The organism is Kluyvera sp. CRP (assembly GCF_019930565.1).
Lineage (GTDB): Bacteria > Pseudomonadota > Gammaproteobacteria > Enterobacterales > Enterobacteriaceae > Kluyvera > Kluyvera georgiana_A.
Genome location: NZ_CP082841.1, coordinates 2938091 through 2961672, shown reverse-complemented (window position 1 = coordinate 2961672; position 23582 = coordinate 2938091). Strand labels below are relative to the sequence as shown.

11 protein-coding genes and 1 tRNA gene are annotated in these 23582 nt (G+C 56.1%); 6 read left to right on the top strand and 6 right to left on the bottom strand.

Annotated features, from left to right (window positions below; genetic code table 11):
* Nucleotides 1-83: 83 nt before the first annotated feature.
* From K7B04_RS13780 to K7B04_RS13770, 3 genes are all read right to left on the bottom strand, one after another.
* On the bottom strand, nt 84-13868 hold the full coding sequence (locus K7B04_RS13780; RefSeq protein WP_223802256.1) for a BapA/Bap/LapF family large adhesin: 13785 nt from the start codon (nt 13866-13868) through the stop codon (nt 84-86).
* A gap of 838 nt (nt 13869-14706) precedes the next feature.
* Nucleotides 14707-14794, bottom strand: a tRNA-Ser gene (locus K7B04_RS13775).
* 144 nt (nt 14795-14938) lie between these two features.
* Nucleotides 14939-16558, bottom strand: a complete 1620-nt coding sequence (locus tag K7B04_RS13770; protein ID WP_223802255.1) for an ABC transporter substrate-binding protein — start codon at nt 16556-16558, stop codon at nt 14939-14941.
* A 224-nt stretch (nt 16559-16782) separates the two neighbouring features.
* On the opposite strand from K7B04_RS13770, the gene yccA reads away from it, so the two are divergent.
* Both yccA and tusE read left to right on the top strand, forming a co-directional pair.
* Nucleotides 16783-17442, top strand: a complete 660-nt coding sequence (yccA, locus tag K7B04_RS13765) for an FtsH protease modulator YccA (protein ID WP_064548883.1) — start codon at nt 16783-16785, stop codon at nt 17440-17442.
* Between the two features lie 89 nt (nt 17443-17531).
* Nucleotides 17532-17861 (top strand): sulfurtransferase TusE, encoded by a 330-nt coding sequence (gene tusE, locus K7B04_RS13760; protein WP_064548881.1) that lies wholly within the window; start codon nt 17532-17534, stop codon nt 17859-17861.
* Here tusE and yccX read toward each other — a convergent pair.
* Nucleotides 17858-18136: an acylphosphatase gene (gene yccX, locus K7B04_RS13755; protein WP_163448574.1), complete on the bottom strand. Its 279-nt coding sequence runs from the start codon at nt 18134-18136 to the stop codon at nt 17858-17860. The genes tusE and yccX overlap by 4 nt on opposite strands.
* Nucleotides 18137-18265: 129 nt before the next feature.
* Here yccX and rlmI point away from each other — a divergent pair, with 129 nt between their 5' ends.
* Together rlmI and hspQ are read left to right on the top strand one after the other, a co-directional pair.
* Nucleotides 18266-19456 (top strand): 23S rRNA (cytosine(1962)-C(5))-methyltransferase RlmI, encoded by a 1191-nt coding sequence (rlmI, locus tag K7B04_RS13750; RefSeq protein WP_163448573.1) that lies wholly within the window; start codon nt 18266-18268, stop codon nt 19454-19456.
* A gap of 71 nt (nt 19457-19527) precedes the next feature.
* Entirely contained in the window at nt 19528-19845 is a 318-nt protein-coding gene (hspQ, locus tag K7B04_RS13745; RefSeq protein ID WP_064548889.1) for a heat shock protein HspQ, read from the top strand.
* Nucleotides 19846-19903: 58 nt separating this feature from the next.
* On the opposite strand, the gene K7B04_RS13740 is transcribed toward hspQ, so the two are convergent.
* Nucleotides 19904-20317 carry a CoA-binding protein gene (locus tag K7B04_RS13740; RefSeq protein WP_064548875.1) on the bottom strand — a complete coding sequence of 138 codons (414 nt, stop codon included), beginning with the start codon at nt 20315-20317 and terminating at the stop codon, nt 19904-19906.
* Nucleotides 20318-20450: 133 nt separating this feature from the next.
* Here K7B04_RS13740 and mgsA point away from each other — a divergent pair, with 133 nt between their 5' ends.
* Entirely contained in the window at nt 20451-20909 is a 459-nt protein-coding gene (gene mgsA, locus K7B04_RS13735; protein ID WP_064548873.1) for a methylglyoxal synthase, read from the top strand.
* A 46-nt stretch (nt 20910-20955) separates the two neighbouring features.
* Here mgsA and helD read toward each other — a convergent pair whose 3' ends face one another.
* On the bottom strand, nt 20956-23010 hold the full coding sequence (gene helD, locus K7B04_RS13730; RefSeq protein ID WP_223802254.1) for a DNA helicase IV: 2055 nt from the start codon (nt 23008-23010) through the stop codon (nt 20956-20958).
* 122 nt (nt 23011-23132) lie between these two features.
* Between helD and K7B04_RS13725 the strand changes: the two genes are divergently transcribed.
* A complete protein-coding gene (locus K7B04_RS13725) occupies nt 23133-23579 on the top strand; it encodes a YccF domain-containing protein (RefSeq protein WP_223802253.1) in 447 nt (148 codons plus the stop codon).
* Nucleotides 23580-23582 lie beyond the last annotated feature (3 nt).

The following is a 23582-nucleotide window of genomic DNA, read 5'->3' as shown; positions in this document are numbered from 1 at the left end:
CCTGATGCGAGGACCGTTAACCCGCCTGACGACGGGCTAACGGCTCGCGAGGTACTCTTTCGGGCCTGTCGCCTTGCAGAAGGCTATCCGTGGCTTGCCGATGAATCCTGATGTAACAGTTCTTCGAGCGTCGGCTGCACGCCCTCCAGAGTGATAAGTTGTGTCGATTGATACTGTGTCCCGGCACCGTCACGGTCAATGGACACCACCGTGTCTCCCGATGCCGTGTGCTCTATAGATAAATATTGGCCGAGATCTTCAGATTTACCACTCCAGTCCGTCAGTAGCTTGCTGATATCTATATGATCGCCGTCACTAACTGAGAAATCTGTCCAGTGATTGTTATGACCGTTACCGCCGGTGGCATCGTGGCTATCGAGCAGATTAAAGATCACCGTATCCCCCCCGCCGCCAAGCGTATAGGTATCGTCATATGCGCTACTTGTGGCGGCATCGTTCTTGTCGCTGCCTTCGACATGCGGATGCAGATCAATGGTCAGGCTGCCGTGACTGAGTGTGCCGTCCGGGGCCTTGAGGGTGTAGTCGAACTGCTCGCGTTGGGTCAGGTCGACCACGCTAACCCCTTCACGCAGGGTATAGCTGTAGCTGCCGTCCGCGTGCAGCGTCAGCGTACCGTACAGTCCTTCCAGGGTTTGCGACTGCGTACTGCCTGCGACTTCGCTAATCTGCTGGCCGCTCTCGTTGCTGAGGGTAATGCTGGCCCACAGCGCGCCGGACGCAATTTCGGCGATCTGCCCTTCGGCGGTAACGCCCGCGGCGGCGGCTTCCGGCGTTACGGCGACGCTGGTAAGAATCGTGCTGAATTCGCTGTTCAGGGTGTTGCCTGCGTTATCGAGCAGCACGACGTTATACGGACCGCCGGACGATACCGTGTTATCCAGTGGGATGCTGGCGGTCAGCGTCGTCGCATCGGTGGTCAGCGTGCCGCTGGCTATCAGATGTCCTTGATCGTCGAGGATCTGATAATCCGCTTTACCGCTGGCAGTCGGCAGCGCCGTAAACTCCAGCACCAAGGCCGTATGCATGAGGGTTTCGCTAGCCGTCTCCTGAACTGCTGTGCTTTGCACCGAGGCGTGCATCAGGGTTGTCTCCTGCACCACGCTTTCGTCTGCCAGTAGCGCACTGGTCAACATCATTGACTGCGCGGTCACCGCTGAACCGACCGGCGGCAGCGAAATAGTCAACGTGGCGGTACTCACCGACGTGCCATTGCGAATAGCGTAGGTAAAGGTCTCCTGCCCCAACGCGGTCGCTGGCTGACCCGTTTTCAGGGTATAGGTGTAAACGCCCTGTGCGTTGATAACCAGGTTGCCGTACTGACCGACAATCGTGGTATTGCCAGTGGCGGCAATCGTCTGACCATTCACGTTGCTGACAACCGTGCCTGCTGGCGCCACATCTACGCCGCCGCTGGTGTTGCCTGCCCCGGTAATGACGTTACCCGTGACTGACTCGACCGCCGCCTGGTAGGTGTGAGTGACATCTTTGCTGGTCTTCAGGGTGGCAACGGTTCCTGCAGCGATTAGGCCATCCGCTTTTAGCAGGAACAGGTAGTGCCCGGTCCCCAGGGTAAAGGTATCGGTGGTCGAGCCCACCAGCAGCGGGGCGCTGATCCAGTTATTGAAGAACTGGTCCTGCACGTACTGCCCGGTGGTTGTGTTGTATTTGTAGATATAGAGGTCAAACGTCGCCCCAATAGCCAGCCCGGCAGCGGTTCCGTCGAGAGTAAAGGTGCGCGTTGAGTTAGCGCCCACATCAATCTGCAACTGTTTTGTGAGGTCGAGATTAAGTCCCAGAATCGACCCTGAATCACCCAAACTGACGTTGGCCAGGATAAGCGAGGAACTCGTCACCCCCGGTGTCGTCACATCTGCCGGTATCGGATCCACTTCCAGCGTCACCACATCGTTATTCGCATGCAGGTTCGGCAGGTTGAGATCAATAGTCAGTTTCGCGCTGCTGATCGAGCCATTCGGCGCTTTAATCTGATAGTTAAAAACATCCGGCCCGGTGATACTGTATGGCGATAGCCCGGCTTTCAAGGTATAGGTGTAGTCACCCTGGGCGTTAATGGTCAGCGTGCCGTAAGTTCCGGAGATCACGGTATTACCGCTAACCGCCGTAAAGTTACTTGACGATCCAATGCTAACCCCGCTGACTACCGTGTCTTTCGGTGTACTATCTACCCCACCGCCACCAACACCGGTCATCACGTTACCGGTAGTGGTACCGCTAGCCGTATCGACAAATACGCCAGTAGTCACGTCCGATGTCACTTTAAGTTGGCTACCCGTCAACAGCGACAGACCGTCATCCGCCCGCAGCAGTAACGCGTAATCACCCGCTGGCAACGTGACATTGCGCGAGGCCGAGATACTCGCCAATGCCAGTACCCGCAAGAAGTCGTCATAACGCTGGTACATACTGTAGGTACCGTCGCCATTGGACTTGTAAATATACAGATCGAAGGTCGACAGCAGTGTCACCCCTACCGCGCTGGCCTGTAGCGAGAGCGCGCGGGACGCGCCTTCATCAACATGGAAAGTCGGCAACTGGTTGGCCTGGATCAGGTTAACTGTCAGCAGGTCACCAACGCCTAGATTCAGCACATTCAGGTTCTGCGCTGTGGTGTTAGTCGGCGTGGTGATCTGCTGGATCGAGGTGGTCAGCGACAGCCCGGCTTCATCATTCACCGCCGCCAGCACCTGGGTGCCGATAGTCGGATCGATGGTCAGGGTGAACGTTGGGGTCTTCGGCCCTTCGTTACCTGCCGCATCGCTGGCGCTGAAGGTGAAGCTATGGGTGGTGCTGGTCAGCGCGGCCGTCGGCGTCCAGGTCCACTGACCATTCGCTCCGGCGGTGACCGAGATGACAAACGTCCCACCGTCATAAATATTCACCGTGCTGTTAGCTTCCGCGACGCCGGTAAAGGTCGGTCGTGTATCGTTGGTGATGCTGCCAGAGGTCAGGTTGCCCAGATCTGGTGCCACGTCATCGGTCACCGTCAGGCCGGTAATCGCCCCGGGCGCTACGGTATCGATATTCAGGGTGAACACTGGCGAAGTCCCGCTGACGTTGCCCGCCGCATCGGTCGCGATGGCCGTAAAGGTGTGGACACCATCCGCCAGCGCAACCGTCGGCGTGAAGCTCCACGCGCCGCCAGCCACCGCCGTGGTGGTTCCCAGAACCTTCGTGCCGTCGTAAACCGTGATGGTGGCCCCGGCTTCCGAGACGCCGCTAATGGCGGGAAGGTTGTCGTTGCTGCGACCATTGTTGCCAATCGTACTGGTACCCGGGGCGACATCGTCGGTGACCGTCAGCGCCCCCATGGTTGCTGGCGCCACCGTATCCACGGTCAGTACAAAGTCCGGTGAACGCGGCCCAACGTTGCCGACCTGGTCTGTCACGGTGGTGGACAGCGTGTAGGTGCCGTCAGTCAGCTCGGTTGGGGTGAAGCTCCACGCGCCGGTCGCACCAGCCAGAGTCGTCCCGAGTACCGTGTTACCGTTATAAATAGTCACCGTACTATTCGCTTCCGCCGTTCCGTTAAGCGTTGGCATATTGTCATTGGTTGCCCCGCCGTTCGCCACCAGCCCGGTGACAGGGCCTACGTTGTCGGTAACCGTAATATTGGTCGCCGCCACCGGAGCCGTGGTGTCGATATTCAAGGTAAAGACCGGAGACGCGCCGCTGACGTTACCCGCCGCATCGCTGATCGTCGTGCTGAAGCGGTGGATACCATCACTCAGCGCCGACTGTGTGGACGGTGTGAAGGTCCACGCACCGGAACCGTTCGCCTGTACCGTCGCCAGCAGCGTGCTGCCGTCATAGATATTGACGAAGGCATTCGGCTCTACCGTACCACGCAGCGTCGGCGTGTTGTCGTCAGACAGCGCGCCGCTCACCAAATCGCCAGTGACTGCGCCTGCGTTATCGCTGACAATCGGCAGTGCCCCCACCGCTGGTGTGACCGTATCCACCGTCAGGGTGAAGGCCGACGTCGCCGCGCTGGTATTACCCGCCGCATCCGACACCAGCAGCGTCAGGCTATGCGGCCCTTCCGCCAGCGGCGCGGTCGCTGCCGGGGTAAATGACCAGCCGCCCAGGGCATTCACCTCAGTCCGGCCTATCTCGTTTGTACCGTCCATGATGATGACCGTCGCACCCGGCGTCGCGCCGGTGCCGGAAATCGTTGGTCGGTTATCGTTGGTCGCACTGCCGCTCGTGAGCGTACCAATCACCGGTGATACATCGTCGGTGACGGTAAAATTGCTAATCGGCGGCGGTGCGGTGGTATCCACCGTTACCGCGAAGACAGGCGACGGCAGGCTGACGTTACCGGCGGCATCGGTCGCCGTCACGGTAAAGCTGTGCGCCCCCTGCGTCAGTGCCGTCGAGATCTGGAATGTCCACTGTCCTGTTGTGCTATCGGAAACGATCGGCGTTGTGGTCAACAGAACGCCGTTATCGTAGACTTTCACCGTCGCGCCTGGTTCTACGGTGCCGCTCAGTTGCGGCAGAGTATCATCCGTTACGCCGTTATTGGTCAGGTTTCCGGTAATCGGGCCGACATTGTCGTTGACGGTAATCGCGCTCGGGATTGCCGGAGCGACAGTATCCACCGTGACGTTAAACGCAGGTGAGTTCGCGCTAACGTTACCCGCCGCGTCAGTCGCAGTGATCGACAGCGCGTGGGAGGTATTACCCAACGCAGTCAGTGGCGTAAAGGTCCATGAACCATTGGCCTCCGCCCGGGTAGTGCCCAGCAGAGTCGTTCCATCGTAAACCGAGACTAGCGCATTGCCCTCTACGCTCCCGGCAGCCCCCCTGAGAACCGGGCGGGTATCGTTGATGGCGCTGCCCTCAGTAACATTTCCTGTTATCGGCGCGGTGTTGTCGGTTAAGGTAAACACACCCGGTGTCGCGGGTGCTGCGGTGTCGATATTCAGAGTAAAGGCTGGAGACGGCAGGCTAACGTTGCCCGCCGCATCGGTGGCGGTTGCCGTCAGAGAATAAGTGCCATCTCCCAGCGTGGATGGTGCAAGGCTCCAGTTGCCGCTGCTGTCTGCCGTTGTTGTCCCGACCAGCGTCGTGCCGTTGTACACACTAACTGAACTGTTCGCTTCGGCTCTGCCGCTGATAATCGGTGTATTGTCATTGGTGATCGCACCGTTCGCCAGCGCCGGAGAATCCACGTTGTTCGAAACCGTCAGCGCCAGAATTGGCGTGGGTGCCACGGTATCCACCGTGAAGTTGAAGGCTGGGGAAGCCAGACTCACGTTGCCAAGCGCATCGGTCGCGGTAACCGTCAAACTATGGCGACCGTTCAGCAGAGTCGGTGTTTCGAACGTCCATGAACCGTCTGCCTGCGCGGTAGTGGAACCCAGCAGAACAGTGCCGTCATAGACCCGAATCGTGCTGCCAGCCTCCGCGCTACCCGCAGCACCGTTTAGTGTCGGCGTGGTATCGTTGGTGAAGCCATTCTGGGCGATATTGGCGATAACAGGTAGTGCGTCGTCAGATACGGTAAAGGCGGTAATCTGAGCCGGCGGCGTGGTGTCGATTGTCAGATTAAAGACGGTCACCGGGCTTTCATTCCCCGCCAAATCCACCATCTTAATAACAAAACTATGCGGACCATCGCCCAGCGGCGTGGTTGGCGTGATAGTCCATACCCCCAGCGCCCCAACCGTCGCCCGGCCAATTTCAGTAGAGCCTTCGGTGATGATAACGGTGCTACCCACTTCTTGCGGCTCTATACCACTGAAGGTCGGAGTCCTGTCATTAGTGGTATCGCCGCTGGTGATGGGCCCTACTCCCGGGGTGACATCATCGGTGACAACCACGTCGGTAATTTTGTCCGGCAATTTGGTATCGACGGTGAACTGGAACAGCGGTGTAATCCCGGTGAGTGGGAGCGGATTCCTGACAACAGCCGAAATAAGATGCACACCATCGCCTAGCGCCACGGTCGGTGTAAATGTCCAGTTTCCACCAGAATCAACGGTTGCTGTACCAATAGGCGTGACAAGATTGGTGTTATCGTAGAAGGCAATAGTGCTACCCACCGGCGCTTTACCGGTAAAGGTCGGCTGGCTATCATCAGTTACTCCACCACTAGTGATAGCCCCCTGAATTGGACCGATATTATCGCTTACCACCAGGTCGGTAATACCACCGTTCAGCAAGTGGGTATCAATGTTTAGCGTCACCCCAACGATGAGTGGGCTTTCGTTACCCGCCTGGTCAACGACTTTTGTGGTGAACTTATGTTCACCATCAGCCAGCGGCGCATCGGGTCTGAAACTCCAGGCTCCAAACGCATCAATGGTCGTGCTGCCTATCAGTTTTCCATTGTCGTAAATATTCACCGTCGAACCGACCTCATCAGTCAGAGCCACGCTGCTAAAGTACGGTCGATTATTATCACCAACAACAGGTATCAGCCCAGCAGAATCTTGCGTCACCACCAACACAGCGATACCCAGCGGCGCGGTACCGTCAATTCTCAGAACCAGGTCCTCAGAATTCACACTGACATTTCCTGCCGCATCAGTGGCTGTGACGTGGAAGGTATAAGTCCCATCAGTATCAATTGAAGGTACGGTATAGCTCCACTTGCCTGCCGCATCAGCGGATACCGTTCCAAGCACATTGCTCCCTTGATAAATCGTCACCAGCGCATTCGGTTCCACCACGCCGCTCAAAGTGGGTGTTCGGTCGTTAGTCAGTCCACTGGTGATTGTTCCTTCATACAGAGGAACGTTGTCAGAAGCGGTGATATTCCCCGGTTTATCAGGCTCTTTCGTATCGACAGTTACCGTAAACGATGCTGATGGCGAGCCGACATTGCCGGCTTTATCGGTGACGGTGGTGATAAAGTTATAGGTCGCGTCTGTCAGTACGTCGGTGGTCAGGCTCCAGGAACCATCAGCATCCGAGGCGGTAACGGTAGCCACAGGCGTTGAACCGTTATAAATCGTCACGGTGCTGCCTTTCTCTGCCGTACCGTTCAGGGTTAGCGTGTCATCATTGGTGATACCAATAGTCTTACTGCCGTTGATAGCGAGGTCGGTCACCGGCCCCGGCGCGGTGGTATCGACGGTCAGACTGAAAACTGGCGAGGCAGGTCCTTCATTGCCTGCTGCATCGGTCGCCGTCGCCTTGATAGCGTAAGTTTTTTCATCCAGCGGCGTAGTCGGAGTAAAACTCCAGCTACCATCAATCGTTGATGCAGTGGTGGTGCCCAGCGGCGTACTGCCGTCATAAACGGTAACCGTACTCCCTTTCTCCGCGGTCCCGCTAAAGGTTGGCGTGGTGTCGTTGGTAAAGCCATTAGTAATGGCTCCAGTTTGCGGAGCCACGTTGTCCGTGGCGGTTATCGTGCTGACGGCGGCTGGTGCAAGCGTGTCAATGTTCAGCGTGAACACCGGGTTATTCGTCGAGACGTTACCTGCCGCATCGGTCACAACAACCGTTAGCGTGTGCTCTCCTTCACCCGTTATGGCCTCTGATTCAATGCGCCACTCCCCGGTCGGCCCAACCAGCACTTCACCCAGTAGTGTCGCCCCTTCATAGAGGGCGACAGTGGTCCCGGCTTCCGCATGACCGCTAAAGACCGGCGTCGTATCGTTGGTGCTGGCACCGTCAGCCAGTGGCCCGGTGGCCGGAGAAGCGTTATCGCTCACCAGCAGCCCGGTTACGGCATCCGGCGCAATACTGTCGACGATAATGACGTACGGATCGGAAGCATCGCTCTGGTTGCCCGCCGCATCCTCCACGATGGTGGTGTAGCTGTGCGAGCCCTGAGTCAGAGCCGTCGTCGGCTGATAGCTCCAGTCCCCGACGCCGTTGACCTCAATGGTCGCGACCCATTTATCGTTGTCGAAAAGAATCACATTGCTGTTCGGCTCGGCGGTACCGCGGATCACCGGAAGGGTATCGTTGGTGGCGCCGCCATTACCCACATTAGTGGTCACTGGCGTCACGCTATCAGTGACCACAAAGCTGCCGATAGGCTCCGGCTTAACGGTATCAACCTTCAGTTCAAAGGCCGGAGAAATACTGGTGCTAACGTTACCCGCTTTATCGGTAACGGTGGTGGTGATGCTGTAATCGCCATTGTCCAGAGTTGGCTCAAAAATCCATACCCCGTTGCCATCGGCGACAGCAGTGCCCAACAGCTGAGTGCCGTTGTTATAGAACGTCACCGTGGTGCCTGCTTCGGCGTGCCCGCTAAAGGTTGGCGTGCTGTCGTTGGTGCTGTCGCCGCTGTTCAGTAGTGCGATGACTGGCGAAACGTTATCACTCACGGTCAGGTTAGTAATATTATCTGGTGGCACCGTGTCGATAAACAGCGTAAAGGCCGGTGATGATGCCGGGCCGACGTTACCGGCAGCATCCGTCGCCGTCGCCGTCAGATTGTATTCCCCATCTTTCAGGTCAACCGTCGGCGTAAAGCTCCAGCGACCGTCAGTCGGTGATGCCTTTGCGGTACCAAGCACCGTCGTTCCATTATAGATGGTCACGATAGCGCCAAATTCTGCGGTGCCCGTCAGGGTTGGCGTCGGATCGTTGGTGCTATCGCCGTTAAGGATCGGCTCTTGTTTCGGATCGACGTTATCCGACACGGTAAACGTCGGCGCTGCGGTCGGTGCAGCGGTATCCAGTATCAGAACAAATTCTGCCGATGCCTTGCTAACGTTACCCGCAAGGTCTGTTACCGTGGCCGTGATGCGATAAGTTCCCTGGTCGAGTGGAGCCGGGGTAAAGCTCCAGCTGCCACTCGTGTCCGCCTTAATGGTAGCCAGTATATCCGAACCGTTATACAGAATGACGGTTGCGCCCGGCTCCACTTTACCGCTAAAGGTTGGCGTGGTGTCGTTGGTGCTGCCGCCGTTCGGCACGATACCGATATCCGGTACCTCATTATCGGTCACAATCAGCGTCGTAATCGGGTCCGGCCTGGTGGTATCAACGCTAAATGTAAAGGCAGGAGACGGCGTGCTGACGTTGCCCGCGGCATCGGTCGCCGTCGCCGTCAGGCTGTAGTTACCGTCCAGCAGCGGAACGGTAGGCGCAAAGCTCCAGTAGCCGTTACCATCTGCCTGACCGAAGCCAATCAGCGTCGCGCCGTTGTACACATTAATAAAGCTATTCGGATCTGCGGTACCGCTGAGACGAGGTGACGGATCGTTAATCTCCGTGCCAGCAGTCACGGTGCCGGTTGTCGGTGTCAGGTTATCCGTGACGGTAACTCCGGTTATCTGCGCTGGAGGCACGGTATCGATCACCACCACCACTGACGTCTTCGGCCCTTCGTTGCCCGCCACATCGGTGGCCGTCGCGGTCAACGTATGCGAACCTTCGCCAAGAACAGGCAGATTAATCGACCATGTGCCGCCGCTACCGGCTACCGTCGTACCCAGCACCGTGGTGCCGTTAGTATCGTAAACAGTGATCGTCGCCCCTTCTTCACCCACGCCGCTGATCGTCGGCGTGGTGTCATTGGTACTGGCCCCTCCCGCCAGAGGCGTGCCATCGGCAGCAACCGTCAGGCCAGTGACCAATCCCGGAGCCCTGGTATCCACGGTGAAACTAAAGCCCGGCGAGGCGATGCTGGTGTTACCCGCCCGGTCAGTGGCAGTGGCGGTCAACGTATAGTCGCCATCACCCAGCGCGGTCGTCGGTTTCACGCTCCAGTTGCCGCTGGCATCCGCCTGCGTCGTCGCGACCAGCGTGGTGCCGTTGTAGATATTCACGGTGCTGTTGGCTTCGGCGCTGCCGCTCAGTGTTGGCCGATTATCGTTGATCCGATCATTAGCATTAATAATACCGGTACCCGGCAGTAGCGTATCGGTAACGGTAATTCCGGCAATTGGCGGAGGTAGCGTCAGATCGATAACCACCACCGTAGGCAGTGACGCTGGGCCGACGTTGCCAGCCGCATCGGTGGCGGTAGCGGTTATCACATGGGGACCTTCATCCGGCAGAGTAACTCCCAGAGACCAACTACCGGTTGGACCTGCCTGAATAGTGCCCAGCACCGTGGCGCCATCGGTATCGTAAACGGTGATAAGCGCATTTGGTTCACTGGAGCCACTTACCGTCAGGGTGGTGTCATTGGTGCTGGTTCCCGGTGCCAGTACACCGCTGTCTGCCGTTATTGTGACACCAGTAACCCGTTCTGGTGGTGCGATATCTACCGTCAGGTTAAAGGCCGGAGAGTGTGGACTGGTGTTACCCGCCATATCGGTTACCGTGGCGGTCAGGCTGTGCGGCCCGTCACCCAACGGCGTATCCGGCGTGAAGTTCCACTCTCCGGAACCATTCGCCTGAGTAGTTCCCAACACGGTAGTCCCGTCATAAATCGTGACCGTCGCGTTAATTTCCGCCATTCCGTTGAGAGTTGGCGTATTGTCATTGGTGACGCCACCATCGGAAATTGGCCCCACCTTAAGATCCACATTATCCGACACCACCAGCCCCGTAATTGTCGCGGGCGCGCTGGAGTCAACCTCCAGAACAAACGGCGGCGAGAGCGGGCTGGTATTGCCTGCGGCATCAACCACCGCTGTGGTTATCTGATGCGTACCATCGAGTAACGGAGAATCCGGGATAAAACCCCACAGCCCATCATCGTCTGCCTGGACAGTGCCGATAATGGTGCTGCCATCATAGATAGTTACAGTGCTGCCAGCCTCGGCAGTGCCGCTGATAATCGGCGTACTGTCGTTAGTGACTCCGCCGCTTGCCAGTTGTCCAACGCCCAGTGCTTGATCGTCAACGACAATCAGGTTAGCCACCGGGTCGGGCGCTGTCGTATCTACCGTCACCATAAACGGTTCTGACGGTGCAGATGGGCCGCTGCCGTTGTCTACGGTGAAGGTCACACTGTGCGTCCCTTCACCCAGAGCCGATGATGGCGTATAGCTCCAGTTGCCGCTGCCATCCACCGGTACAGTCGCGACTGGCGCGCCGTTATCGTAGACCGTCAGCGTACTGTTTGGGTCGGCTTTGCCGCTAAAGGTCGGTGTGTCATCATTGGTAGCAGCACCATTAGCTAGCGGGCCCTGAACAGGAGCGACATTATCGGTCACCACCAGACCGCTTATCGGCCCGGCGATTGGTGTAATGGTCAGATCAAACTGCAGCGACGACGGGCTGGCGTTGCCCGCCGCATCGGTGACCACCGTGGTGAAGTGATGCAGTCCATCGGCCAGCGGCGCGTCCGGAGTAAAGCTCCAGTGCCCGCTCGTATCCGTTGTCGCCTGGCCCAGCAAGGTCGCACCATCATAGATACTAACGGTGGTCCCCGGCGCAGCGAGGCCAGAAAAGCCCGGTGTGGTATCGTCGGTCGTGCCACCGCTGGTCAATTGACCTTGAACCGGCCCGACATTGTCGGTCACCACAATACTCAATGCGCTCAGCGGAGCAGAGGTATCAACGCTAAACACCAGCTCATCCGTTGGCTGGCTGGCGTTGCCCGCCGCATCCACTGCCACAACGGTCAGTCCGTGCGGCCCGTCACTCAGCGGAGTGGTCAGTTCCAGCCCCCAGTTTCCCTTAGTATCTGTAACCGTACGGGCAATCTCTACGCCTGCGTCGTAAATAATGATTTCGCTGCCAGGTTCCGCCTTCCCGCTAAGGATCGGCGTGCTGTCGTTAGTCACATCACCAGACACAATGGTGCCGACGTTCGGATCCACATTATCGGTGGCAATAAACGCCGTCACCGGAGCGGGCGCTGTAGTATCAACCACCAGCACAAAATCAGGCGATGCGGCGCTGGCATTGCCGGCCGCATCGGTCACGACAGTGGAAATCGCGTGCGTGCCTTCGCTGAGCGCGGGGGCCGGTGTAAAGCCCCATTGCCCGTCTGCGCCGACTAACGCGGTACCAATCAGCTTGCCACCGTCATAAATGCTGACTGTCGCTCCCGGTTCAGCGCTCCCGCTGATAACAGGCGTACCGTCGTTGGTTGAATCCCCGCTATGCAGTTGGCCAATACCAGGGTTGAGATCGTCAACGATCGTCAAGTCGCTACCCCCATCAGGGGCCTGCGTATCTACAGTCAGCACAAACGGTTCTGACAGCGTCGCGCCGCCATCGGAAGAGAACGTAAAGCGATAATGATCGTCCGCCAGCGCAGGCGGGGTAAAATGCCAAATACCCTGAGCATCAGCGGTCACCGTGCCGCTGTCGATGCCATTGATATAAACCGTTATCGTGCCAGACGCGGGGCCAGTGCCGGTGAAGGCTGGCGTTGTATCGTTGGTTGACGCGCCGTTAGCCAGCGCGCCGGTTCCAGGATTAACGTCATCATCGACCGACGTCACGGTAACGCTACTTGCCGGCGGGGCGATAGTCAGGTTGAAGGAAGGGGAATCTCCGCTGTTATTCCCTGCGGCGTCGGTGACGACGGTGTGGAAACTGTAATTACCCGCAGGCAACGGCGCATCAGGAGTAAAATGCCAGCTGCCGTCAGATGCGACGGTGGCCGTTCCCAGAAGCGTTGTTCCCTGATAGACGCTCACCGTTGTCCCGTCTTGTACACTCCCCGCCGCGCCGCTAAAGGTGGGCGTAGTGTCTGTCGTCGTCCCTTTTTCTGGCAACGTAACGACGGTCCCACCCGTATCATCACTCACCGTAAAAGCGCCCATCGTGACCGGTTTTTCGGTATCCACATCGAACACCAGCGGCGCGGTGGAGGGCCCGATGTTTCCGGCAAGATCGGTGGCATTTGCGCTCAGGCTGTGTTTGCCTTCTCCCAATACCGTGCTTAACTCAAGCCCCCAGTTGCCGTGCACGTCAGCCTGCGCACTGCCAACCAGTTTGCCAAAATCATAAATATTAACGGTGCTGCCCGGCTCGGCTTTGCCGCTGATGACCGGCGTATTATCGTTCGTCGTTTCGTTAGCCGAGATGGTACCCAGCACCGGGGTCTGATTATCGGTGGCAATGAATAGCGTGACCTCTCCCGGCGCGTGAGTATCAATCGTCACCACGTAGGCTCCACTCTTCCCGCTGCTGATATCTCCCTTGCTCACCGTAGTCGTGAAACTGTGCACCCCATCGTCTAGCGCGGCTGGGGTAAAACTCCACAGTCCTTTGGCATCTGCTGTCACGGAACCTAACCGGGTTTCGCCGTCATAAATCGTGACCGTTGAATTTGCCAGCGCCTTACCGCTTAAGGTTGGCGTATTGTCGTTCGTGAACCCGCCTTTCGCGATCGATCCAGTGTACTGTTCGACATTATCAGTGATTGTCAGCTCTGTGACGTTGTCAACCTGAGTCAGGTTATTCTCGGTGGGGAGAGTGGGAATGCCAGGAAGGGTATTGTCATCCGGGTCATTATCCTTACTGCCCTCCGGGCCGCCGTTCTGATTGTCTGCCGGGTCATCATCTGCGTTGTGGTGATGGTTACCTGAACTACCAATACTGGCAGCCGCAGCAGCCATCCCAGCGCCAATACCCAGCGCTCCCAGGATCCACGGCATGGCGCCTTCGGTGCTACTTTGGGTAATCAGCAGAGCATCAATATCGGCCAGTGGCGCAAAATGCAGACCGTCAGTCGGTTCTTCGACCCACCACAGCGCGCCATTCTGATCCTCAAGCACCAGTTCACTGCGGTGCCCTTCAGTATCGAGCACGAAATAGTTTTCGATGGTTATTTTTTCGCCATTTCTCAGCGAGATAACGAGGTCGTTGCCACTGCGCTCCAGCCCGGCAACGTCACGAGGGCTAATGTTGATTTTGACAATGCTGGGTGAAATGAGGCTTGCGGTTTCACCTGATACGGTAGAGGTGGTTGCGCCACTCCGGGCAATAATAGAGATATTAGCCATATGATTAGAACCTCGTCACAAACAATTATGAACTGGTTATTGTTAGCAATCACATAAATATATCCCGGCACACAAACACCTAAAAAAACAAAGCACGATGAAAATCTTTTGCTGAGTTTAAAAAACAGTAAAACCACCATGGTTAATATCAGCTTAAGTATTTAATGATTTACCATGGAAATTATTAACAGGATATACTTAAAAATATATTCCCTTGATGAATAGTTAATGCAATCCCAACAACCGCGCACCACAAGGGTCTCAGGCTGGTAGCACAGTAATCATTGAATGTTGCGTGAATTGTTTTTTATTTATAATTAAATAGCCTTATCAAGAAGAATATATCCTGTATTTCCTTACACCTCTTTTTTATCATTAACTACTTCCGTGATTAACATCATGTTTTACTCTCGATGATATTCACCAACCCGTCATTCATCGCTGCAATTAAATACAGAGGACGCAACGCATCGGTTAATACGAGTGTAGACACTAATACTTCCGTTGTAGTAATGGCATCAATTAATACGCCACATAAATGGCATGAAATCGACAGGTAAAAAATTAATACTTTGATTTTAATGCTAAAAAAAATAGCAAAATACAGACTATTCCTACTCCTCAACCGAAAGACTTAACTGAAATTTCTCTCCCTCCCCCTTGCGAATGACGCTCCACTCCGCGCGCATTGCGCTTCCCGACGATAAAAGACACCGCATTTATTGGTGGTAGATCGACGCCTTATTGCTCAAGGCCGATGGCGGGCACAGGAAAAACTGAAGAGAAAATCGCAGGAACGAAAAAGCCCCGAACAACAAAGTTGCTCGGGGCTAGTATTTGGCGGAAGCGTAGAGATTCGAACTCTAGAACCCTTTCGGGTCGCCGGTTTTCAAGACCGGTGCCTTCAACCGCTCGGCCACGCTTCCAATGAGGCGCACTATAAACATCCCGAACGGACCTGTAAAGCACCAAAACGTTCGTTTGCCTGAAAAACAGCCAAAAAGTTGTTATTCGTCTGAAAAAACAACAAAATGGCTAGTTTTAAAACGCTTTTCCCGCCCTCATCCTGCTTAATGTTTTTTGATAAACATATCTTTGGTGTAGTAATACCCCAGGCGGTCAGGGGTAAAACCGCCTACCCACGGTTTCACCAGATGCGTGCGCACATAGTGATAGACCGGAATGGCCGGCACATCGCGCGCCAATAGATCTTCTGCTTTCTGGTAGTCACGGGCGCGCTGGGCAGCGTCCTGTGTTTTCGCTGCATCGAGCAGCGCGGCGTCATAATCCGGGTTGCTGTACTTTGCGGTATTCTCACTGTCGCCGGTACGGAAGGTGTTCAGGAAAGTGGAAGCGTCATCGTAGTCGGCGATCCACGCGTAGCGCACAACGTCAAAGTTACCCGTATGCATCGCATCCAGCATGGTTTTCCACTCCTGGTTTTGCAGCTTAGCTTCGACGCCGAGATTTTTCTTCCACATTGAAGAAGCCGCAATCGCCACCCGCTGGTGTGATTCAGAGGTGTTGTAGAGCAAATTGAATGATAATGGATGCGCGTCGTTAAACCCGGCCTCCGCCAACAGTTTTTTCGCTTCAGCAATTCGCTTATCGCGCGGCCATGATGCGTAATCCGGGCCCTTCAGATTCACGCCGCCAATCTCCGGCTGGCTGATTACCCACGCCGGCCGCTGCCCCTGCCCCATGACCTTATCGGCGATGATGTCTTTATCCAGCGCCATGTTCAACGCACGGCGTACGCGGGCATCGTTAAACGGCGCTTTGGTGGTATTGAACTCGTAGTAATAGGTTGCCAGCTGCGGCGACACGTCCACCTCGCTGCCTAAGGTTTTTTTCAACTGGCTAAACTGGTTGATCGGCAGCGTATACACAATATCGACCTCTCCCGCCTTGTAGCGGTTAACGTCGGCCGCTTCGGAGCGGATAGGCAGATAGGTCACCTTATTAATCACCGTCTGCTTATCATTCCAGTAGCGCGGATTACGCTCGGCTACGATCCGCTCATTCACCACCCACTGAGATAAATGATACGCGCCGCTGCCAACAAAGTGTTCCGGCTTCACCCATTTATCGCCGTAGCGACCAATCAGCACTTTATCAAGCGGCACCATGGACGGGTGCGCCAGCATGGCAAGAAACGCGGAAGTGGGCTGCGTCAGCGTCACTTCCAACGTGGTGTCGTTAATCGCCTTCACGCCAAGCGTATCCGGCGTTTTCTTACCCAACGCAATATCGGCAGCGTTCATAATATGCATGTTGCCCGGATAGCTGGCGTACGGCGACGCGGTGGCTGGCGTCACCAGACGCTGCCAGCTCCAGACGACATCCTGCGCGGTGATGGGCGAACCGTCAGACCATGTAATGCCCGGGCGTAAATGGAAAGTCCAGACGGTGTTGTCCTTATTCTCCCAGGATTCCGCCAGCCGCGGCTCAATGCTGCCGTCTGGTTTCACCGCCACCAGCCCGTCGAACAGGTCGCTGATGATATTAAACTCAACGTCGCTTTCAACCTTATGCGGGTCGAGCGAAGCAGGCTCATTGCCGTTGCTGCGCACCAGCTCCTGTTTGTCAGCAAGCTGCGTTCCTTCCGGCACGGTCGCGGCCTGCGCCGCCCCTGCCAGACCCATTGCCAGTAGAACCATCGTGATGTTGTTATGTTTGTATAATTTCATTTCCATTGCCTTGTTGTTAGAACCCTGTTCACTCTTGGCACAGACGGTTGATAACGCAAGTGCTTTCAATAACCTATAAGAGATTGATCTCGCTCTTTCGTGCTTTATATTGTGTTTCTGTGACGAGCCAGAAGTCTGAGTAAAGATGGGTAAAAAGATTTGGGAATAAAAGAGAGATTTCTTATGCTGTGCCACTAATAACATCTGTCATAAGAGAGTGACTCATGGATCGCATAATTACTTCATCGCGTGACCGCTCATCGCTGCTGAGCACACATAAAGTCCTGCGTAACACCTATTTCCTGCTGAGCCTGACGCTGGCGTTTTCCGCCATCACCGCGACCGCCAGCACCGTGCTGGGGCTGCCGTCTCCGGGCTTAATTCTGACGCTGGTCGGCATGTACGGCCTGATGTTCCTGACCTATAAAACGGCGGATAAACCGGTTGGTATTCTGTCTGCCTTCGCCTTTACCGGCTTCCTGGGCTATATCCTCGGGCCGATTCTTAACGCCTACCTGTCCGCGGGTATGGGCGATGTGATTGGTATGGCGCTGGGCGGCACCGCGCTGGTGTTCTTCAGCTGTTCTGCCTATGTGCTGACCACTCGCAAAGATATGTCCTTCCTCGGCGGAATGCTGATGGCCGGTATCGTCGTGGTGCTGATTGGCATGGTGGCTAATATCTTCCTGCAACTGCCGGCGCTGCACCTGGCCATTAGCGCGGTGTTTATCCTGATCTCTTCCGGTGCCATCCTGTTTGAGACCAGCAACATCATTCGCGGCGGGGAAACCAACTATATCCGCGCGACCGTTAGCCTGTACGTCTCGCTGTACAACATCTTTGTCAGCCTGCTGAGCATCCTCGGTTTCGCCAGCCGCGACTAACCTACCTGCTCATCAACATCAGGGCCTCGCTTATGCGGGGCCTTTTTATTTGCTACACTTCCCGCCATCTGTTTGTTGTGTGAAATATTATGCTTATCTATCAGAACACCGAAATTGAGACCGATAGCGAAGGCTATCTGAAAGACACCACTCTGTGGAGCGAAGGATTGGCCGAGGCCATTGCCGCGAACGAAGGCATTGAACTCAGCCCTGAACATTGGGAAGTGGTGCGCTTTGTGCGCGAATTTTACCTGGAATTCAACACCTCGCCGGCAATCCGCATGCTGGTGAAAGCCATGGCCAACACCTTTGGCGAAGAGAAAGGCAACAGCCGCTATTTATACCGCCTGTTCCCGAAAGGCCCGGCTAAACAGGCAACGAAAATCGCCGGCCTGCCAAAACCGGTGAAGTGCATTTAATAGCGAATACTGAAGTTGCTCCACGCTTTTTCGGGTTGATGTGGTTCCGCCAGAACTTTATCAACCCGCGCGCTACGCGGCCCGCCTGCCTTGAGCCATGCCAGCAGCTTTTCGACCTGTTCATCGTTACCGCAGGCAACCACTTCGACGCTGCCATCATCAAGATTGAGCGCATAGCCGCGTAGGCCAAGGCGCTGCGCTTCCTGTTGAGTAAAGAAGCGGAAGCCGACCCCCTGCACCTTACCGTAAACCCAACAAATCACACACTTATCCATCTTTATTCCTCCTCTGTCTGTCTCAACTGTAGCGCCATTTCTCCCGACATTCTGCCCTCGCGCGTTGCAATTGTGCAGGGAAGTCGGGAAAATGCAGCCTGATTCCATCAAACAGCCAGAAAATTAACTATGAGTGTACGTTTAGTGTTAGCCAAAGGGCGCGAAAAATCATTGCTGCGCCGTCATCCCTGGGTCTTTTCCGGCGCGGTTGCCCGCATGGAAGGCAAAGCCAGCCTTGGAGAGACCATTGATATTGTCGACCATCAGGGTAAATGGTTAGCCCGCGGCGCGTATTCCCCCGCCTCGCAGATCCGCGCTCGCGTCTGGACGTTTGACGCTAATGAAAGCATCGATATCGATTTCTTCGTCCGCCGCCTTCAGCAGGCGCAAAGCTGGCGCGACTGGCTGGCGAAAAAAGATGGGCTGGATAGCTACCGTCTGATCGCCGGTGAATCTGACGGTCTGCCGGGCGTCACCATTGACCGTTTCGGCAACTTCCTGGTGCTGCAATTGCTGAGCGCCGGTGCCGAATACCAGCGCGCCGCGCTGATTAGCGCCCTGCAAACCCTCTACCCGGAATGCGCCATCTACGATCGTAGCGATGTTGCGGTGCGTAAAAAAGAAGGCATGGAGCTGACCCAAGGGCCAGTGACCGGTGAATTGCCGCCAGCGCTGCTGCCGATTGAAGAACACGGCATGAAGCTGCTGGTCGATATTCAGGGCGGCCATAAAACCGGTTATTACCTCGATCAGCGCGATAGCCGCCTGGCGACCCGCCGCTATGTTGAAGACAAACGCGTCCTGAACTGCTTCTCCTACACCGGCGGTTTTGCCGTTTCGGCGCTGATGGGCGGCTGCCGCCAGGTCACCAGCGTCGATACGTCTCAGGAAGCGCTGGACGTTGCGCGCCAGAACGTTGAGCTGAACAAACTCGACCTGAGCAAAGCGGAGTTCGTGCGCGACGACGTGTTTAAACTGCTGCGTAAATATCGCGATCAGGGCGAGAAATTCGATGTTATCGTGATGGACCCGCCGAAATTCGTCGAAAACAAAAGCCAGCTGATGGGCGCCTGCCGCGGCTATAAAGACATCAACATGCTGGCTATTCAGTTACTGAATCCGGGCGGCGTGTTGCTAACTTTCTCCTGTTCTGGCCTGATGACCGCAGATTTATTCCAGAAAATCATTGCCGACGCCGCTGTAGATGCCGGTCGTGATGTACAATTTATAGAGCAGTTCCGTCAGGCAGCCGATCACCCGGTGATTGCGACGTACCCGGAAGGACTGTACTTGAAAGGATTTGCCTGCCGCGTCATGTAACTTGAAAAGCGAAATGGTGTCTATATATATAGTAGAAGTAGAGAGAGGCCATTTCCCGGGAGGTGAGTATGATGATTACCAGCAAATTCGGTATCGGCCAGCAGGTGCGTCACTCCCTGCTGGGCTATCTGGGCGTGGTGGTAGATATCGACCCGGTTTACTCGCTTGACGATCCTGATCCCGACGATCTGGCGGCTAACGACGAACTACGCGCGTTGCCGTGGTATCACGTGGTGATGGAGGATGACGAAGGTCAGCCGGTGCATACCTATCTGGCCGAAGCCCAGTTGAGCAGTGAGCCGAGCGAGGATCATCCCGAACAACCGACGATGGATGAACTGGCGCGTACCATCCGCCGACAGCTACAGGCACCGCGGCTGCGTAACTGATTGCCGCGTTAATAAAAAACCCGCTATGCGGGTTTTTTTGTATTCTCAGCACGCGCGTTTATTTCGCGAGGCCCAGACGAGGGATCTCAATCGCCGGGCACCGATCCATCACCACCTGCATCCCCGCATTGCGCGCCAGCACAGCCGCCTGTTCGTTAATCACGCCAAGCTGCAGCCACAGCGTCTTCGCCCCGATGGCTATCGCCTCTTGCGCTACGCCCCACGCGGCTTCCGAATTGCGGAATACGTCAACCATATCGACCTTCTCTGGCACTTCGGCAAGGGTGGCATAGCCTTGCTGCCCGAGCAGCGTTTTGCCGCCAACCTTCGGCGAAACAGGGATCACGTGATAGCCCTGATCCAACAGGTATTTCATCACCCGGTAGCTTGGGCGGTCCGGCTTGTCGCTGGCGCCCACCAGCGCGATGGTTCGCGTGGTCGTCAAAATGCTGGCAATCTCGTTTTCAGTCATCATTATCCTCCTGGCCAATCACTTAAGTGTACGCTAGTCCGCTAATGTCGGGCGTCAAATTTTTGCCAATCAGGGCTTGCAGCCTGATTCGCATGCAGTAATCTGTCTGGATTCAACACTCAGGGAAAGACACATGGAACTGACAACACGCACCTTACCGGCGCGTAAACACATCGCGCTGGTCGCGCACGACCACTGCAAAGATATGCTGATGAAATGGGTACAGCGCCATCAGGCCTGCCTGGCAAACCACACGCTGTCAGCGACCGGCACCACCGGTAACCTGGTACAACGCGCAACAGGCCTGGAAGTCCAGGCGATGCTCAGCGGCCCGATGGGCGGCGACCAGCAGGTTGGCGCGCTGATCTCCGAAGGGAAAATCGACGTGCTGATCTTCTTCTGGGATCCGCTCAACGCCGTACCCCATGACCCGGACGTGAAGGCCCTGCTGCGTCTGGCAACCGTCTGGAATATTCCGGTAGCCACCAATGCCGCCACCGCCGACTTTATTATTCAGTCGCCGAACTTCAGCGAACCCGTGGATATTCTGATCCCAGACTATCAGCGCTATCTGGCAGAACGCCTGAAATAATTCCTCACGTTCCCGGAGCCGACGCGGTGTCGGCTCCGTTCTTCGATTACGGTTTTCTCGCCACCGGCACCGACAGTTGTTTTAACACCTCCACGAACGGCGACGGCTGCGCCTTATTGAACAGCAGCCAGACGCGCAGTCGTGCGCGAGTCATCGCCACGTACAACAAGCGCCGTTCTTCAGCATCGGGGAAATCTTCCGGCTCAGGCAGCAACGCCTGCTCCATAATCGACTCACGCGCAGGGGCCGGAAAACCGTCAAAACCTTCCTGTAGCCCGAGTACAATCACATAATCCGCCTGCTGGCCCTTACTGGCGTGCACGGTCATGAAATCAATATTCAGCTTCGGCCAGCGCGTGGCCGCTTTCTCGAGGGCGGCAGGCTTGAGGTGGTGATAGCGAGCCAGCACCAGTATACGCTGGTCCGGCGTCACGTAGCCGCTGAGCTTATCAAACAGCGCATCAAGCTTATCGTCCTCCAGCAGAGTGACAGCATTTTTGTCGCCCGTGGTCAGACTGTTCAGCGGTTTATTCAGCTGGTGCGGGTTTTGCTGAATAAAGCGGTTAGCAATTTCACCGATGCGGTTGTTGAAGCGATAGGTGGTATCCAGCGCGCAGTTATCCCCTTCACCAAAATAGTGGTTGAAGGCGGTGGTCAACGACAGCTGCGCGCCGCTAAAGCGGTAAATCGCCTGCCAGTCATCGCCAACGGCATACAGTGAAGTCTGCGAGTTTTGTTTACGTAACGCCGCCAGCAGCGCCGCACGCTGCGGGGAGATATCCTGAAATTCGTCGACCAGAATATGCTTCCACGGGCTGACGAAGCGCCCCTTGTCGAGGATGATAATCGCCTGGTGAATCAGACCGGAGAAATCGACGGCATTTTCGGCTTTCAGCGCGGCTTTCCACGCCTTCAACATCGGCGCCATCAGCTTAACCCGCTTGCCGAACAGATCCCGAATCTCCTCCGGCGCACCGGCAATCATCTCGGCCTGGGAACCGCCATGCATACGCATCAGGCTGACCCAGCGGTCAAGACGGCTGCCCATTCGCTTGATGATTTTTTCATCTTCCCAGAAGCTGTCTTCCTCTACATCCCAGCCCAGCTCTTCCTGTAACCACAAGCGCCAACCTTTGGCCTGCGCTTTTTTCTCCCGGCACTGCTGCTGCCAACACGTGATAAACAATTTAGCGCGAGCAGCAGCATCGTTCTCCAACTTACTGACGACCGGCACCTTCTTACTGCCTTGCTGAATGATTGACAGCGCCAGCGCATGGAAAGTACGCGCGGTGATGGCATCGGTATGCAGGCGCGTTTGCAGGCGCTCGTCCATCTCTTCAGCCGCCTTACGGCCAAAGGCCAGCAGCAAAATCTGTTCCGCCGAGGCTTCGCCGCGCTCAAGCAACCAGCCTGCACGCGCCACCAGCACCGACGTTTTACCACTACCGGCTCCCGCCAGCACCAGTAACGAACGCTCGCCGTTGACCACTGCACGCGCCTGGGACGGGTTCAGCGGTGACGATTCTATACGCGCAAAGAAGTCGCTGTACTGTTCCAGCATTGCTTCGGTGTAACGCTGATTATGTAGCGCGCGCCCGCTTTCTTTATCTGCCAACCATGCCTGACACTGCCGCCAGGCCTCGCGGCAGTTATCAAATTCTGCCAGTCGGTTTGTCGGCAGCGGCAGACCCTCCAGCGCCTTAACGATCCGCTGACGAATGTCCTGCGCCTGCTGGCGAGTCAACCAGCGATTCTCTTCGCGGCTCCCGGCAATAACCGCCAGCTGTTCATCCAACAGCCCGGCGGCGATGTCACTCATCTCCGCGCTCCACTGCTGCCACAGCCCCAACAGATGACGGTGAAAGCGCTGCGTCTCGCCCCATTCTGTCCCGTGCAGGCGCACAACTTTATTCTCGGGCAGCACGAACTCCAGCTCTCCCCACACCAGGCCACGCTTGCAGTTAATCGCCAGTAACTGATTAAAAGGAATGAGATATTCATGCTGAGGGCCGGACACCCGTACGCCCGCGTTGAGGATCTCAACCCGGTCATAAGGATGCTGCGCCATGCGCTTACCCAGCGTCGTTGCTTTTAATTCCATGTCGTGCCGAATCCTGACTTTTTCGATATCTCACAGTGTAACCGCCAGAGAATAGGTGCTCCAGCCTAAAAAAACGTTACAATCAGCAGGTCTTATTATTCACAGCGCTGCAGTGAGGATTTATGCGTACTGTTCTGAATATTTTGAATTTTGTATTAGGTGGTTTTCTGACAACTTTCGGCTGGCTGCTGGCAACGCTCGTCAGCATCGTTCTGATTATTACGCTGCCGCTGACTCGCTCATGCTGGGAGATCACTAAGCTGTCGCTGGTGCCGTACGGCAACGAAGCGGTGCACGTCGATGAACTTGAACCGGGGGCCAAAAGTAGCGTAATGAATGCGGGCGGCACCCTGCTCAATATTCTGTGGCTTGTGCTATTTGGCTGGTGGCTGTGCCTGACGCACATTATGGCCGGCATCGCCCAATGCATCAGCATTATCGGTATCCCGGTCGGGATTGCGAACTTTAAAATAGCCGCTATTGCCCTGTGGCCAGTTGGGCGTCGGGTGGTGCCCGTCGAAGTGGCGCGCGCTGCGCGCGAAGCAAATGCCCGTCGCCGTTTTCAGTAATCA

What these genes read in the sequence shown, in the direction of transcription:
- tusE (WP_064548881.1), top strand. Translation starts at nt 17,532, where the DNA reads ATGCTTATCTATCAGAACACCGAAATTGAGACCGATAGCGAAGGCTAT.
- rlmI (WP_163448573.1), top strand. Translation starts at nt 18,266, where the DNA reads ATGAGTGTACGTTTAGTGTTAGCCAAAGGGCGCGAAAAATCATTGCTG.
- K7B04_RS13780 (WP_223802256.1), bottom strand. Translation starts at nt 13,868, where the DNA reads ATGGCTAATATCTCTATTATTGCCCGGAGTGGCGCAACCACCTCTACC.
- K7B04_RS13770 (WP_223802255.1), bottom strand. Translation starts at nt 16,558, where the DNA reads ATGAAATTATACAAACATAACAACATCACGATGGTTCTACTGGCAATG.
- K7B04_RS13740 (WP_064548875.1), bottom strand. Translation starts at nt 20,317, where the DNA reads ATGACTGAAAACGAGATTGCCAGCATTTTGACGACCACGCGAACCATC.
- helD (WP_223802254.1), bottom strand. Translation starts at nt 23,010, where the DNA reads ATGGAATTAAAAGCAACGACGCTGGGTAAGCGCATGGCGCAGCATCCT.
- mgsA (WP_064548873.1), top strand. Translation starts at nt 20,451, where the DNA reads ATGGAACTGACAACACGCACCTTACCGGCGCGTAAACACATCGCGCTG.
- yccA (WP_064548883.1), top strand. Translation starts at nt 16,783, where the DNA reads ATGGATCGCATAATTACTTCATCGCGTGACCGCTCATCGCTGCTGAGC.
- K7B04_RS13725 (WP_223802253.1), top strand. Translation starts at nt 23,133, where the DNA reads ATGCGTACTGTTCTGAATATTTTGAATTTTGTATTAGGTGGTTTTCTG.
- hspQ (WP_064548889.1), top strand. Translation starts at nt 19,528, where the DNA reads ATGATTACCAGCAAATTCGGTATCGGCCAGCAGGTGCGTCACTCCCTG.
- yccX (WP_163448574.1), bottom strand. Translation starts at nt 18,136, where the DNA reads ATGGATAAGTGTGTGATTTGTTGGGTTTACGGTAAGGTGCAGGGGGTC.